The organism is Pseudonocardia sp. Cha107L01 (assembly GCF_052566575.1).
Window position 1 is genome coordinate 4,911,979 of record NZ_CP199579.1, and the last position, 14,764, is coordinate 4,926,742.

General features: G+C 72.1%; 13 protein-coding genes. 11 read left to right on the forward strand and 2 right to left on the reverse strand.

What is annotated here, in order from left to right:
• Nucleotides 1-512: 512 nt before the first annotated feature.
• The 8 genes from hisD (at nucleotide 513) to ACTXG6_RS23105 (ending at nucleotide 11,312) form a co-directional block, all read left to right on the forward strand.
• Nucleotides 513-1,841, forward strand: coding sequence for a histidinol dehydrogenase (hisD, locus tag ACTXG6_RS23070; protein WP_445189874.1), 1,329 nt, complete (start codon nucleotides 513-515; stop codon nucleotides 1,839-1,841).
• Complete coding sequence (locus ACTXG6_RS23075; protein ID WP_445189875.1) at nucleotides 1,838-2,941, forward strand: histidinol-phosphate transaminase; 1,104 nt, start codon at nucleotides 1,838-1,840, stop codon at nucleotides 2,939-2,941. Before hisD ends, ACTXG6_RS23075 begins: the two co-directional genes overlap by 4 nt.
• Nucleotides 2,938-3,549 (forward strand): imidazoleglycerol-phosphate dehydratase HisB, encoded by a 612-nt coding sequence (gene hisB, locus ACTXG6_RS23080; protein ID WP_445189876.1) that lies wholly within the window; start codon nucleotides 2,938-2,940, stop codon nucleotides 3,547-3,549. Before ACTXG6_RS23075 ends, hisB begins: the two co-directional genes overlap by 4 nt.
• A gap of 25 nt (nucleotides 3,550-3,574) precedes the next feature.
• On the forward strand, nucleotides 3,575-4,210 hold the full coding sequence (gene hisH, locus ACTXG6_RS23085; protein WP_445189877.1) for an imidazole glycerol phosphate synthase subunit HisH: 636 nt from the start codon (nucleotides 3,575-3,577) through the stop codon (nucleotides 4,208-4,210).
• Between the two features lie 184 nt (nucleotides 4,211-4,394).
• Nucleotides 4,395-5,996, forward strand: a complete 1,602-nt coding sequence (locus tag ACTXG6_RS23090; RefSeq protein WP_445189878.1) for an APC family permease — start codon at nucleotides 4,395-4,397, stop codon at nucleotides 5,994-5,996.
• A gap of 28 nt (nucleotides 5,997-6,024) precedes the next feature.
• Nucleotides 6,025-8,010 carry a primary-amine oxidase gene (locus ACTXG6_RS23095; protein ID WP_445189879.1) on the forward strand — a complete coding sequence of 662 codons (1,986 nt, stop codon included), beginning with the start codon at nucleotides 6,025-6,027 and terminating at the stop codon, nucleotides 8,008-8,010.
• Between the two features lie 51 nt (nucleotides 8,011-8,061).
• Nucleotides 8,062-8,799 carry a bifunctional 1-(5-phosphoribosyl)-5-((5-phosphoribosylamino)methylideneamino)imidazole-4-carboxamide isomerase/phosphoribosylanthranilate isomerase PriA gene (gene priA / locus ACTXG6_RS23100; protein ID WP_445189880.1) on the forward strand — a complete coding sequence of 246 codons (738 nt, stop codon included), beginning with the start codon at nucleotides 8,062-8,064 and terminating at the stop codon, nucleotides 8,797-8,799.
• A 182-nt stretch (nucleotides 8,800-8,981) separates the two neighbouring features.
• Nucleotides 8,982-11,312, forward strand: coding sequence for a helicase (locus tag ACTXG6_RS23105; protein WP_445189881.1), 2,331 nt, complete (start codon nucleotides 8,982-8,984; stop codon nucleotides 11,310-11,312).
• A gap of 18 nt (nucleotides 11,313-11,330) precedes the next feature.
• Here the strand turns inward: ACTXG6_RS23105 and ACTXG6_RS23110 are convergent, their stop codons facing one another.
• Nucleotides 11,331-11,747 carry a PPOX class F420-dependent oxidoreductase gene (locus tag ACTXG6_RS23110; protein ID WP_445189882.1) on the reverse strand — a complete coding sequence of 139 codons (417 nt, stop codon included), beginning with the start codon at nucleotides 11,745-11,747 and terminating at the stop codon, nucleotides 11,331-11,333.
• A 117-nt stretch (nucleotides 11,748-11,864) separates the two neighbouring features.
• Between ACTXG6_RS23110 and hisF the strand changes: the two genes are divergently transcribed.
• The 3 genes from hisF to hisI are packed head-to-tail and all read left to right on the forward strand — an operon-like array spanning nucleotide 11,865 to nucleotide 13,968.
• Nucleotides 11,865-12,638 carry an imidazole glycerol phosphate synthase subunit HisF gene (gene hisF / locus ACTXG6_RS23115; RefSeq protein WP_445189883.1) on the forward strand — a complete coding sequence of 258 codons (774 nt, stop codon included), beginning with the start codon at nucleotides 11,865-11,867 and terminating at the stop codon, nucleotides 12,636-12,638.
• On the forward strand, nucleotides 12,635-13,612 hold the full coding sequence (locus ACTXG6_RS23120) for a hypothetical protein (protein ID WP_445189884.1): 978 nt from the start codon (nucleotides 12,635-12,637) through the stop codon (nucleotides 13,610-13,612). Before hisF ends, ACTXG6_RS23120 begins: the two co-directional genes overlap by 4 nt.
• A gap of 5 nt (nucleotides 13,613-13,617) precedes the next feature.
• On the forward strand, nucleotides 13,618-13,968 hold the full coding sequence (gene hisI, locus ACTXG6_RS23125) for a phosphoribosyl-AMP cyclohydrolase (protein ID WP_445189885.1): 351 nt from the start codon (nucleotides 13,618-13,620) through the stop codon (nucleotides 13,966-13,968).
• Nucleotides 13,969-14,071: 103 nt separating this feature from the next.
• Here the strand turns inward: hisI and ACTXG6_RS23130 are convergent, their stop codons facing one another.
• Nucleotides 14,072-14,707 (reverse strand): TetR/AcrR family transcriptional regulator, encoded by a 636-nt coding sequence (locus ACTXG6_RS23130; RefSeq protein ID WP_445189886.1) that lies wholly within the window; start codon nucleotides 14,705-14,707, stop codon nucleotides 14,072-14,074.
• Nucleotides 14,708-14,764 lie beyond the last annotated feature (57 nt).

Below are 14,764 nucleotides of genomic sequence, written 5' to 3' on the forward strand. Positions count from 1 at the left end.
GCGTTCCAGGGGTGGTGCATCCGGCGACCCCCCGGCAATGGTCAACTCGACGAAATTCTGGTCAAATTCATGATCAAACCAGAAATACGTCGAGTTGACCATGAACGCGAGGTCGCGCGGGTCCGGCTGACCGGACAGGGGCGAGACGCGCGCCGGAACCACTCGCCCAGGACGTCAGCGCGGCTCTGCTCGGCCCAGGCCAGCGGGCCAGCAGGTGAGACTGCGCACCCGCACCCACCCGGAGCTGGTGACGCCCCGGTCACCAACCGGCAGTGGTAACACCAGGCATGTTCTGGCCGGCCCGTAGGTATACCCAGCAGCGTCGATCTCGGTGAGCGCGCAGGTCTCGCCGGAGATCGACGCCAGGGTCGTTCGATCTTGAAAATCCCAGCCCTACTGTCGATCTCGGCGCCGGCCCGGGCTCGGGCTGCGCCTTGTTCGGCGGACACCCACCGGGGCGGAGACCGGAGAGGCGCACAAGCCGGTCGCGGGCGCCTTCTAGAATTCAAGGCATGCTGACCCGGATCGACCTGCGCGACGGCCTGCCGCCGACCGCGGCGCTGCGCGCGCTGCTGCCCCGAGCCGACGTGGACGTGGACGCGGTCCTCGACCGGGTGCGGCCGATCGTGGCCGAGGTGGCCGAGCGCGGCGTCGACGCGGTGATGGACTTCGCCGAGCGGTTCGACAAGGTCCGCCCCGCCTCGGTGCGGGTGCCGGTCGCCGAGCTGGCCCGTGCGCTGCGCGAGCTCGAGCCCGCGGTGCGCGACGCGCTGCAGACCTCGATCGACCGGGCCCGGCTGGTGCACGCCGACCAGCGCCGCGAGGAGGTGGTCACCAAGGTGACCACCGGCGGCACCGTCACCGAGCGGTTCGTGCCGGTCCGCCGGGTCGGGCTGTACGCGCCCGGCGGGCTCGCGGTGTACCCGTCCAGCGTGGTGATGAACGTGGTCCCGGCGCAGGCGGCCGGGGTGGAGTCGCTGGTGGTGTGCTCGCCGCCGCAGTCCGAGCACGGCGGCCTGCCGCACCCGACGATCCTGGCCGCCGCCGCGATGCTCGACGTCGACGAGGTATGGGCGGTCGGCGGCGCGCAGGCGGTCGCGCTGCTCGCCTACGGGGGCATCGACTCCGACGGCGCCGAGCTCGAGCCGGTCGACGTGGTGACCGGCCCGGGAAACATCTACACCACCGCGGCGAAGCGGCTGCTGCGCGGGATGATCGGGATCGACGCGGAGGCCGGGCCCACCGAGATCGCCATCCTGGCCGACCACACCGCCGACCCGGTGCACGTGGCCGCCGACCTGATCAGCCAGGCCGAGCACGACCCACAGGCCGCATCGGTGCTGGTCACCGACTCGACCGAGCTGGCCGACGCGGTCGACGCCGAGCTGGTGCGACAGGTCGCGGCCACCAAACACACCGAGCGGATCGGCACGGCGCTGACCGGCCGGCAGTCGGGCACCGTCCTGGTCGCCGGCGTCAAGGACGGTGTCACGGTGGTGGACGCCTACGCGGCGGAGCACCTGGAGATCCAGACCGTGCGCGCCGCCGAGGTCGCCAGGACGGTGCGCAACGCGGGCGCGATCTTCGTCGGGCCGTGGGCGCCGGTATCCCTCGGCGACTACTGCGCCGGCTCCAACCACGTACTGCCCACCGGCGGCTGCGCCCGGCACTCCGGCGGCCTGAGCGTGCAGACCTTCCTGCGCGGGATCCACCTCATCGAGTACTCCGAGGACGCGCTGCGCGAGGTGGCCGACCAGGTGATCACACTGGCCACCGCCGAGGACCTGCCGGCGCACGGCCAGGCCGTGAGCGCCCGTTTCGCGAGCAGGTCCGGCGCATGAGCGTGCCCGGAGCCGACGTCACCCTGGCCGACCTGCCGCTGCGCGAGGACCTGCGCGGGCGCAGCCCGTACGGCGCCCCACAGCTGGACGTGCCGATCCGGCTGAACACCAACGAGAATCCCTTCCCGCCGCCGCCCGAGCTGGTCGCGGAGCTGACCCGCGAGGTCGGGCGGGTGGCCGCCGAGCTGCACCGCTACCCGGACCGGGACGCGGTGGCGCTGCGCACCGAGCTAGCCGAGTACTTCAGCCGTGCCACCGGGGTCGAGCTGCACACGAGCAACCTGTGGGCCGCCAACGGCAGCAACGAGATCCTGCAGCAGGTGCTGCAGGCGTTCGGCGGCCCCGGGCGCACCGCGGTGGGCTTCGAGCCGTCGTACTCGATGCACCCGATCATCGCCTCCGGCACCCGCACCGAGTGGTTGGCCGCCCCGCGCCGGGACGACTTCACCCTGGACGTGCCGGCCGCCGCCGCGCTGCTCGCCGAGAAGGCACCCGACCTGGCGTTCGTCACCAGCCCGAACAACCCGACCGGCGGCTCCATCGAGCCGGACGAGCTGGCCCAGCTGATCGACGCCGCGCCCGGCATGATCGTGGTGGACGAGGCGTACGCGGAGTTCTCCGACCGGCCCAGTGCGGTGTCCCTGCTCGCGGACCACGGCCACAAGCTGATCGTCAGCCGCACCATGAGCAAGGCGTTCGCGTTCGCCGGCGGCCGGCTCGGCTACCTGGCCGCCGCCCCGGCGGTGGTCGACGCGCTGCAACTGGTCCGGCTGCCGTATCACCTCTCGACACTGACCCAGGCGGCCGCCAGCGCGGCGCTGCGGCACGCCGAGGCGACATTGGGCCTGGTGGCGGTGCTGCGCGCCGAGCGGGACCGGGTGGTACCGGCGCTAGCCGCAATGGGTTACCACGTGGTGCCGAGCGATGCGAACTTTGTGTTGTTTGGCCGGTTTCCTGACGCAACAGCGAGTTGGCGTGCTTTCCTGGACCGTGGCGTGCTGATCCGGGATGTGGGCATCCCGGCGCATCTGAGGGTGAGCATCGGTGCCCCCGAGGAGAATGACGTCTTTCTGCAGGTTGCCAAGGAGATTGCATCGTGAAGGTCGAAGGCACTCGCACCGGGCGGGTGGAACGGATTACCAAGGAGTCCTCGGTACTGGTCGAGCTGGACCTCGACGGCACCGGGCGCACCGAGATCAGCACCGGGGTGCCGTTCTTCGACCACATGCTGACCGCGCTGGGCAAGCACGGCGCGCTGGACCTGGGGGTGCGGGCGACCGGCGACCTCGAGATCGACGTGCACCACACCGTGGAGGACGTATCCATCGTGCTCGGCCAGGCGGTGCTCGCCGCGCTGGGCGAGAAGGCCGGCATCCGCCGCTTCGGCGACGCCTGGATCCCCATGGACGAGTCGCTGGCCCAGGCCGTGGTGGACGTCTCCGGCCGGCCGTACTGCGTGCACACCGGCGAGCCCGAGTCGATGGCCGGGTTCGTGATCGGCGGGCACTACCCGACCGTGCTGAACCGGCACGTGTTCGAGTCGCTGGCCTTCCACGCCGAGCTCGCGCTGCACGTGCGGGTGCTCGCCGGCCGGGATCCGCACCACATCACCGAGGCCCAGTTCAAGGCGGTCGGCCGGGCCCTGCGCGCCGCGGTCGCCCCCGACGACCGGATCACCGGCATCCCCTCCACCAAGGGCGTGCTCTGACCCGAGGGACGGTAACCTGGCGGTCGTGTCGAGGATCGTCGTACTGGACTACGGCTCGGGCAACCTCCGCTCCGCCGAGCGGGCGCTGCGCCGGGTCGGTGCCGACGTCACGGTGACCGCCGACGCCGACGCGGCGATGGAGGCCGACGGGCTGGTGGTGCCGGGTGTCGGCGCGTTCGCGGCCTGCATGGAGGGGCTGCGCGCTGCCGGCGGCGAGAAGATCATCGACCACCGGCTCGCCGGCGGGCGGCCGGTACTGGGTATCTGCGTGGGCATGCAGGTGCTCTTCGAGCTGGGCGTCGAGCACGGGGAGCGCACCGAGGGGTGCGGGCAGTGGCCGGGCACGGTGGAGCGGCTCACCGCGCCGGTGCTCCCGCACATGGGCTGGAACACCGTGCGGCCGCCGGCGAACTCGACACTGTTCGCCGGGCTGGACGCCGACACCCGGTTCTACTTCGTCCACTCCTACGCCGTGCGGCGCTGGGAACTGCAGCCGGAGGAGCCGTTCCGCCCGCCGCTGGTCACCTGGGCGAACCACGGCGAGGACTTCGTGGCCGCGGTGGAGAACGGCGCCCTTGCCGCAACCCAGTTCCACCCGGAGAAGTCCGGCGACGCCGGCGCCACCGTACTGCGCAACTGGCTCCGCGAGGTCGTGGGCTAGCGAGCGCCGCGGCGGCCGACAGTTGCCGCCGGCTTGTTTCTGGCAGATGACCGGTAAATTCTCAGCTTGAACACGAACAGCCGACAGCGGTCACCCGTTCGTGATTTCGACGTCACACCTGGTGCAGAGAATCGGGGCCGAACAGGGACCCCCGAACGCGCATCGAGCACCCCGTGGAGCCGAAATGACCGAAGTGATCCTCCCGCCCGGCGGCAACGCCGGCGGCGGCGGTGCCGCGACCGAGGTGGCGCCCCGCCAGACCGGTCAGCTGGCCGGCCAGGCGCTGGGCCTGCCGTCCGTGCTGTTCTGCATCGTCACCGGTGCCGCCCCGCTCACCGCGATGCTGTTCAACGTCCCCGTCGCCGTGCAGGGCGGCGGCTACGCCGCTCCGGCCGCGTTCCTGATCGCCACCGTGGCGCTGACGATCTTCTCGGTCGGCTATATCGCGATGAGCCGCCGGGTCACCTCGGCCGGCGGTTTCTACACGTTCATCAGCCGGGGGCTCGGCCGGGTCGTCGGTGTCGGCTCGGGGCTCCTGATCGGGCTCTGCTACATCATCTTCTCCGCGTCGGTGATCGGCGTGATGGGCTACTTCGCCGCCACCAGCGTCAAGACCTGGACCGGCATCGAGCTGCCGGCCTGGTTCTACATGGTCATCGGGCTTGCGGCCATGAGCGCGCTGGCCTGGTTCCATGTCGAGCTCACCGCAAAGGTCCTCGGGGTCAGCCTGGTGGCCGAAGTGCTCGCACTGCTCGTGCTGGGGGTCGCGGTGCTCGGGCACGGCGGCGCCGAGGGCTTCTCCGCCGCGCCCTTCAACCCGGCCGAGGTGTTCGGCAACCCGGCTGCGATCAAGGTGTTCGGCGCGGCCGCCTCCGGGGTGGCGCTGTTCGCGGCGTTCTGGTCCTGGGTCGGCTTCGAGATGGCGCCGAACTACGCCGAGGAGTCGCGCGACCCGAACCGGATCGCCAAGATCGCCACCTACGGTTCGGTGATCGGGCTGGGCCTGTTCTACATGTTCATCTCGTACGCGTACATCACCGGCTGGGGCCTGGAGGGCGCGGTCAAGGCGGTGTCCGACCAGTTCAGCGGGGCCTACGCCTCGGCGTTCTACCCGCTCTCGGACCGCTTTGTCGGACACCCGCTGACGGTGATCATCCAGCTGCTGGCCATCACCAGCTCGTTCGCCTGCGCGATGGCGTTCTACAACACCAGCGCCCGCTACCTGTTCGCGCTGGGCAGGGAGGGGGTACTGCCGGGCAGGCTGGCGAGTACCTCCAAGCACCACAGCCCGGCGACCGCGTCGATGACGGTGACCATTCTGGTGGCGCTGTTCGTACTGGGCTTCGTGATCTACGACCCGAGCACCGAGGGCGCGCTGCTCAAGCTGGGCACCTGGTCGCCGCTGCTCGGCGTGCTGGGCATCCTGGCCGTGCAGGCATTGGTCTGCGTGGCGATCATCCGCTACTTCCTGACCACCGCGCGGGACGATTTCCGCTGGTGGAGCACGCTCGTTGCGCCGATACTCGGCTGTGTGGCCATGGTCGGCGCCTGCTACCTGCTGGTCAGCAACCGGACGACCCTGGCCGGTGCGACCGACGTCCCGTTCATCACGCTGCTGCCCTGGATGGTGGTGGCGATGTTCGTGGCCGGTGTGGTGATCGCCGTCGTGATGCGCACCCGGGCGCCGGCGCGGTACGCCGACCTCGGGCATTTCACCCTCGCCGAGATCGACACTGCCGAGCTCGACGCCGTCGAGGTGCACGCCGCCAAGCACGCCGCCCACTGACCACCCGAGCCAGAGGAGCAACCCGAGCATGACCGCCGTCTCCGACAGTCCGACCAGCACCGCGGCCCCCGTCGGCCCGCCAGCGCACCCGCTCGAGCCATTGTCCGCCGCCGAGATCGCCGCTGCCGGATCGCTGCTCCGCGAGCTGGCGGGGCTGGCTCCGACGGCCCGGTTCGTGTTCATCACGCTGCACGAGCCGGCGAAGGCGGACGTGCTGGCGTGGACACCGGGGGCGCCGGCCCTGCCCAGGGAGGCCGAGGTCACCGTCTACGAGCGTGCTGAGCGCACCACCTACGAGGCGGTGGTGTCGCTGAGCGCCGGTGAGCTGGTGTCGTGGCGGGCGGTGCCGGGGGTGCAGCCGCCGATCATGGCCGAGGAGTTCATGTCCTGCGAGGACATCGTGCGGGCCGATCCGCGCTGGCAGGAGGGCATGCGCAAGCGCGGGGTGACGGACTTCTCGCTGGCCATGATCGACCCGTGGGCATCCAGCTGGACCGGGCCGGAGGACGACCCGTCGGTGCGGCGGATCGCCCGCCCGCTGACCTGGGTGCGTTCGGCGCCCGGTGAGCACGGCTACGCCCGGCCGGTGGAGGGCCTGGTCGTGGTTGTCGACCTGGACGCCGGCGAGGTCGTCGATGTACAGGACCACGGGGTGGTGGAGCTGCCGCCGATGGCGGGCAACTACGAGGCGGCCTGGCAGTTCGATCCGGACAACGTGCCCGCTTTCGACGGGTACCGCGACGGCATCAAGCCGATCCAGATCACCCAGCCGGACGGGCCCAGCTTCACGGTGGACGGGCACGCCGTGCGCTGGCAGAAATGGGAGCTGCGGATCGGGTTCACCCCGCGCGAGGGCCTGGTGCTGCACCAGATCGGCTACCGGGACCGGGGCGCGCTGCGGCCGGTCATCTACCGCGCCTCGCTGGCCGAGATGTACGTGCCCTACGGCGACCCGAAGCCCACCCACCGGTTCAAGAACGTGTTCGACCAGGGCGAGTACGGGGTGGGCTGGCTGGCCAACCCGCTGACCCTGGGCTGCGACTGCGTCGGGCACATCCACTACTTCGACGGTGTGGTCAACGACCAGGACGCGGCGGCGGTGACCATCCCGAACGCGGTGTGCATGCACGAGGAGGACGCCGGCATCGCCTGGAAGCACACCGACTTCCGCACCGGCGCGGTCGAGGTGCGCCGGCGCCGCCGCCTGGTCATCTCCACGATCGTCACCGTCGGAAACTACGAGTACGGCTACTTCTGGTACCTCTACAACGACGGCACCATCGAGTACGAGGTCAAGCTGACCGGGGTCATCTCCACCGCCGCCGTACCGGTCGGTGAGCAACCCGCGCACGGCACGCTGGTGGCGCCGGGGCTGTACGGGCCGAACCACCAGCACTTCTTCTGCGTGCGCCTGGACATGGCGGTGGACGGGCCGGTGAACCGGGTCGTCGAGGTCGACTCCCAACCCAGCCCGGCCGGCCCGGACAACCCGCACGGCAACGCCTGGGAGACGGTCAAGACGGTCCTGGCCAGCGAGGCGGTGGCGGCGCGGGACACCGACGCCCGCCGCGCCAGGTACTGGCGGATCGAGAGCGCGACGGAGGAGTCCGCCCTCGGCGCGCCGACCGGCTACGCGCTGATGCCCGGCGCCAACGTGCCGCCGATGTACTCGCCCGACGCGGTGTTCGCGCGACGGGCGGGGTTCACCGACCACCAGTTCTGGGTCACCGCGTACGACCCGGAGCAGCGGTTCGCCGCCGGTGACTACCCGTACCAGAGCCCCGGCGGGGACGGCCTGCCCGCGTACACCGCCGCGGACCGTCCGCTCGACGGCACCGACGTGGTGGTCTGGTACACCTTCGGCGCCCACCACATCGTGCGGCCGGAGGACTGGCCGGTGATGCCGGTGAGCACCATCGGGTTCATGCTCAAGCCGAGCGGCTTCTTCGACGGCAACCCGGCGCTGGACCTGCCGCCGAGCGAACCGGCGGGCGGCCACTGCCACAGCGGCTGACGCCCGTCCCGTGGCGGAACGGCCCATGGCCCATGCCTTAGGCTGCCCGCTGTGAGCTTTGTACTGTTACCGGCCGTGGACGTGGCCGACGGACAGGCCGTCCGCCTGGTACAGGGTGCCGCTGGCACCGAGACCGGCTACGGCGACCCGTGGGAGGCCGCGCTCGCCTGGCAGCGCGCCGGTGCCGACTGGATCCACCTGGTCGACCTGGACGCGGCGTTCGGGCGCGGTTCGAACGCCGAGCTGCTCTCCGGCGTGGTGGGCCGGCTCGACGTCGCGGTGGAGCTGTCCGGCGGGATCCGCGACGACGAGTCGCTCAAGCGGGCGCTCGGTACCGGCTGCGCCCGGGTGAACCTGGGGACCGCCGCGCTGGAGGACCCGGCCTGGTGCGCGAGCGCCATCGCCGAGTACGGCGACCGGGTCGCGGTCGGGCTGGACGTGCGGATCACCGACCGGGGGCACCGGCTGGCGGCGCGCGGCTGGACGACCGACGGCGGCGACCTGTGGGAGGTGCTGTCCCGCCTCGACGCCGACGGCTGTGCCCGCTACGTGGTGACCGACGTGAGCAAGGACGGCACGCTGCGGGGCCCGAACCTGGACCTGCTGCGCGACGTCTGCAAGGCCACCGACGCGCCGGTGATCGCCTCCGGCGGCGTGTCCGAGGTGGCTGACCTGGTCGCGCTGGCCGGGCTGGCCGGCGACGGGGTGGAGGGCACGATCATCGGCAAGGCGCTCTACGCCGGCCGGTTCACCCTGCCCGAGGCGCTCGCCGCGGTGGCCGACGCGTAGCGGCTCCCGGCGGTGCGGAGATCCCGCGCGTAGCGAGGTGAAAAAAAGAATTCCGGCAGCTACTATTCAATGAGGTTGTATCACTGAATAGGAATGCCGGAATCGGACCTCATTATAGCAGATGCGGGGAATTCTTGTCCACCAATCACCATGAGCAGGAATTGCGCGCCGAACAGGCCTATATGGCCCAGTTGTACGTGCGGTTGGACGCCGAGCGGGTCTGGGTGTCGAAGGCGCTGGACGCGGCGATGTCGGACGCGTCGGCGACCGGGCCGGAGTCCCGCTGGCTGCGCGACGCCACGGTCGACACCTGGGCCGATCGCCGCCGTCGGCTGCGGGTGGCGGACAGCGGGCTGTGCTTCGGCCGGATCGACACCGAGCGGGACGGGCCGCTCCACGTCGGCCGCATCGGGCTGACCGACTCGTACGACGAGTCGCGCGCGCTGCTCACCGACTGGCGGGCGCCGATTGCCCGCCCGTTCTACACCGCGACCGGGGCGAATCCGGAGGGCATCTCGCGGCGTCGCCATTTCCGCACCCGGGGCCGCGCTCTGGTGGATTACCACGACGAGTCGTTCGCCGGTAACGCGCGCACCGAGTCGGACACCTCGGACGAGGCGTTGCTGGCCGCCGTGAACGCCGCCCGGACCGACGGCATGCGCGACATCGTGGCCACCATCCAGGCCGCCCAGGACGAGGTCATCCGGCTCGGCGACACCGGGGTGGTGGTCATCGAGGGCGGCCCCGGCACCGGCAAGACCGCCGTCGCGCTGCACCGGGTGGCGTACCTGCTCTACAGCCACCGCGAGCGGATGGCCCGCAGCGGCGTACTGCTGGTCGGCCCCAACCCCGGATTCCTGGACTACGTCAGCGGGGTGCTGCCGGCACTCGGCGAGACAGACGTGGTCTTCACTACGCCCGGAGACCTACTGCCGGGGGTGCGCACCTCGGCGCGGGACAGCGCGGAGACCGCCCGCATCAAGGGCGGCGAGGCGATGGTCGAGGTGCTCGAGCAGGCCGTACTGGACCGGCAGGGGATCCCGGACGAGCCGATGGAGATCCCGCTGGACGACGTCACCGTCTGGCTGGACGCCGAGGTCGGCGGCGCGGCGCGGGACGCGGCCCGGGCCAGCCGGCTGGTGCACAACCAGGCCAGGGCGGTGTTCGACCACCATGTGATCGAGGCACTCACCCTGCGCGCGATAGCCAAGATCGGTGCCGGCTGGCTGAACCCTGAGCAGCGCGACGGGATGGACCTGCAGATCGACGCCGAGTTCGGCGAGGCCGCCGAGGACGACGGGCTGGCCGAGGTACTCACCGCCAACGTGCGCGCCGAGCTGGCCGGCAGCTCGGCGCTGTCCGACGCGCTGGACGAGCTGTGGCCGATGCTGACCCCACAGCGGCTGCTGGCGGACCTGCTCAGCTCACCGGACCGGCTGGAGAGTGCCGCCGCCTCGTTGTCCGAGACCGACCGGGACGCGCTGTACCGGCCGAGGGGCCACGCCTGGACGGTGTCCGACGTGCCGCTGCTCGACGAGGCGGTGGACATGATCGGCTCGGACGGCACCGAGTTCCCGCCGATCCTCGACGAGGACGACGACGAGGCCGAGGAACCCGACGAGCACCTGGACTACGCCGAGGGTGTGCTGGAGATCCTGGACACCGAGGAGGACCCGGACGAGGAGGTGCTCCGCGCGGTCGACCTGATGGCCGCCGACCAGCTCGCCGAGCGCCAGGTCGAGCAGGACCTGCGCGGACTGGCCGAGCGGGCCGCCGCCGACCGGAACTGGACCTACGGGCACGTCGTGGTGGACGAGGCCCAGGAGCTGTCCGACATGGACTGGCGGGCGCTGATGCGGCGCTGCCCGACCAAGTCGATGACCATCGTGGGCGACCTGGCCCAGCGCGAGTCGCCGGCCGGCGTGCGGTCCTGGGCGGCGGTGCTGGACAAGCACGTGCCGGAACGGTGGGCGTACCGCCAGCTGACCGTGAACTACCGCACCCCGGCCGACATCATGGACGTGGCCGCCGATGTGCTCGCCGAGGTCGACCCGGCGCTGCGCCCGCCGACCTCGGTGCGCCGGACCGGGGTGGCTCCGTGGGCCAAGGCCGTCCCGTCGAACGGGCTGGCCGGGGCGCTGCTGGCGGCGGTGAGCGAGCTCGCCGACCAGGTCGGGGAGGGCACCGTGGCGGTGATCGCCCCGTCCGGCACGCCGCTGCCGGCCCGGTTGCGCACCGCGCTGGCCGACGGGCTCGGCCGGCCGGTGTCGGTGCTCACCCCGTACGGCGCCAAGGGGCTGGAGTTCGACGCGGTGCTGCTGTGTGAGCCGGGCCGGCTTCTGGACGGCTCCCGCTCCGGTGCCGCCGAGCTGTACGTGGCGCTCACCAGGGCCACCCAGCGCCTCGGAGTGCTGCACAGCACCCCGCTGCCGGCGGCGCTGGACGGTCTGGTGGCGGACGGCGTCGGGGCGGTGTCCTCGCCGTCGGAGGCGGTGCCGGTCGGCGGCGCGTGAGCCGGTCGTTCGGGTAGCTCAGGTCGGTTCGGGCAGCTCGGTCGGTGCCGCGGGTTGCTCGGGCACGGTGAGCCGGATGCCGATGGTTCCGCTGGGCCCCCGGCGCAGCCGGCTGCCGAGCATTGCCACCCGGCCGAGCAACCCGTAGCGGGCGGCGATGAGCCGCCGGGCGCGGTCGGAGCCGGTGGCGTCGAGCAGCTCGGCGTACCCGTCCACCTCAGGGCCGGTGGGTGCGCCGCGCACCGTGCACGGGGCCAGCCGGACGGCGCCGTCCCGCCGGATCCGTTTGACCTTGCCGGCGTCGGCCGCCGACCAGACCACCAGGCTGTCCGCGTCCTGGGCGGCCCATACCGGGGTCGGGACCGCTCGGCCGTCCCGTCGGAAGGTGGTCACCAGTAGGTATGCGCCGGCAGCGAGCCGGGCAATCTCATCCACCGGCGAACCTTAGCGCCCCAGTGATCGTCACGGCCGCCGCTGCCGGCGACGTGCCCCGACCGACGGCGGACCAAGGGTGGGATCAGGGCCCACTCAGCGGGCGCTTAGGCTGGACTCGTGGCGGTTGCGGTGCGAGTGATCCCCTGCCTGGACGTGGACGACGGCCGGGTGGTGAAGGGCGTCAACTTCGCTGACCTGGTCGACGCGGGCGATCCGGTCGAGATGGCGCGGGTGTACGACGCCGAGGGCGCCGACGAACTCACCTTCCTCGACGTCACGGCGTCCTCGGGGGAGCGCGCGACGATGATGGACGTGGTCCGGCGGACCGCCGAGCAGGTGTTCATCCCGCTGACCGTCGGCGGCGGCATCCGGGCCACCGAAGACGTGGACCGGCTGCTGCGCGCCGGCGCGGACAAGGTGAGCATCAACACCGCGGCGATCGCCCGCCCGGAGCTGTTGGGTGAGGCCAGCCGTCGGTTCGGTGCCCAGTGCATCGTGCTCTCGGTGGACGCCCGGCGGGTGCGCGAGGGCAGCGCGCCGACCCCCTCCGGCTGGGAGGTCACCACGCACGGCGGTCGCCGGGGCACCGGCATCGACGCGGTGGAGTGGGCAGAGCGCGGACAGTTGCTCGGTGTCGGCGAGATCCTGCTGAACTCGATGGACGCCGACGGCACCCGGGCCGGCTTCGACCTCAAGATGATTGCGGCGGTGCGTGCTGTCGTCGACGTGCCGGTGATCGCCAGCGGTGGCGCCGGGGACCTGGCGCACTTCGCCCCCGCGGTGCGGGCCGGCGCGGACGCGGTGCTCGCGGCGAGCGTGTTCCACTTCGGCCAGCTGCGGATCGGCGAGGTCAAGGAGGCGCTTCGCGCGGAGCGGGTGGAAGTTCGGTGAACCGGCTGGCGGCGCTCGGCCGGGAGCGCCTGGCCGCCGGAGTACTGATCATCGGCGCCGTCGCGTTCGCCGGCACCGGGATGGTGCGGCTGTTCCGCGAGGGTGGCATCGAGGTGTTGACGCTGCCCCTGGCGCTGCTGGCCGCCGACCTGCTCATCGCCGGCGCGCTGGTCACCCGCTGGTACGCGATCCGGCCGGTGGCACAGGGACTGGCCATCTTCGGCGCCGTGGTGCACCTGCTGGTGCTGCTGCGCAGCGGGGCGTGGTGGATCCGGGGCTGGTCCGCGCTGCTCGCCGCGGCGCACATCTACGCCCTGGTGCTGTTCTTCGCGCTCAGCGCCCAAGAGCAGTACGACGACGAGGACGCCGACGAGTTCGAGGACGAGTTCAACGGTGACGGGCCCGGCGGTGCTGGCCGCGGCGGAGAATTTGCCGCCCTGCCCGTGCAACGCCGCGGCCCGGTCGACGCCGACTGGCCCCGGCTCGACCCGGCGGCCGCTGCCACAGCGGCGGGCGTCGAGCGGCCGGCGCCGGTCGACGACCCCGGGACGCAGTCGGCGGAGGTTGCGGAGCCCGCCGAGCCGGCGGCGCCGGCACCCGACGGCGACACTGCCGGACCAGCACCCGACGGCGACACTGCCGGACCGGCACCCGACGGCGAGCAGGAAGCCCACGGCAAGGCGGCCACCGGCGGCGACACGGCCGAACCGGCGACGCCCAACACCGCCGGCGCGGACCGCGAGGCGGACACGAACCCAACGAACGCCGCGGACCTGACGGCCAACACCGGCACCGCCCGGGGGGAGACCGACAGCGCGGACACCGCCGGCGCGGACCGCGAGGCGGACACGGACCCAACGAACGCCGCGGACCTGACGGCCGACACCGGCACCGCCCGGGGGGAGACCGACACGACCTCGGAGCGGGTGGAGTCCGGCGTGGGCCGACGCGGTGCCGCGGAGAGCAAGGAGTGAATGGTGTGAGTCTGAATCCCGAGATCGCGGCCCGGCTCAAGCGCAACCCGGACGGGTTGGTCTGTGCGGTGGCCCAGCAGCGCGGCACCGGCGAGGTGCTGATGGTGGCGTGGATGAACGACGAGGCGCTGGACCGGACTCTGACCACCCGCCAGGGCACCTACTTCTCGCGCAGCCGGCAGCGGCTGTGGGTGAAGGGGGAGTCCTCGGGGCACGTGCAGCGGGTGCACGAGGTACGGCTGGACTGCGACGGCGACACCGTGCTGCTGGTCGTGGACCAGGAGGGCGCGGCCTGCCACACCGGCGACCACACCTGCTTCGACGCGGACCTGCTGCTGGCCGAGCAGCCGGTCTGACGCGCGCCACGGCGGCTCGCACAGAGCCGCCGCCGTCCGCGCAGACCCTGCACGGCCTGTGCGGGCCGGACCAGGTCTGTGCGACCCGAGAAGGCGCGGCGGCTCAGTGCAGCGGTTCGGTCAGGTAGCGCTGCAGGTTGGGGCCGATGGTGGCGGCCAGCGTGGCGACGTCCGCCGAGGCCAGCGGCTCGAGTTTGATCACATAGCGGGCCATGCCGAGGCCCACCACCTGAGAGCCGCACAGCGCCGCCCGCAGGTCGGACCGGTCCGGGCCGACGGCCGCGGCGAGCTTGGCGAACAGTGTCTGGGAGACGAACTCCCGCATCATCCGGGCCGCCTGCTCGTGGGTGGCCACGCTGCGCAGCAGAGCCACGAACGCGCCGCCCGCATTCGCGTCCCACACGGACAGGAAGGTCCGCACGATCCGCTCGCCGAGGTCCGCGAGGTCGCCGTCCAGGAGGCGGGCGATCAGCTGTTCGGGGTTGATCGGCAGGTCCATCGCGGCGACGAACAGCCCCTCCTTGCCGCCGAACCAGTGGTTGACCATCGCCGCGTCGACCCCGGCCGAGGTGGCGATGGACCGCACCCTGGCGCCCTGGTAGCCGCGCTCGGAGAACTCCGACCGGGCCGCACCGAGCAGGGCGTCCCGGGTGTTCTGGCCGGCCGGGCGACGGCCCCGGCGCCGTCCGGGGGGCGCGGTGAGTCCGGCGGCCGGGTGCTCCGGGACGGGTGGGGTCACCCGGTCATCCTGACATCAGAGGCGACTGCCCGCTCGGACTGGCGGACGGCACAATGG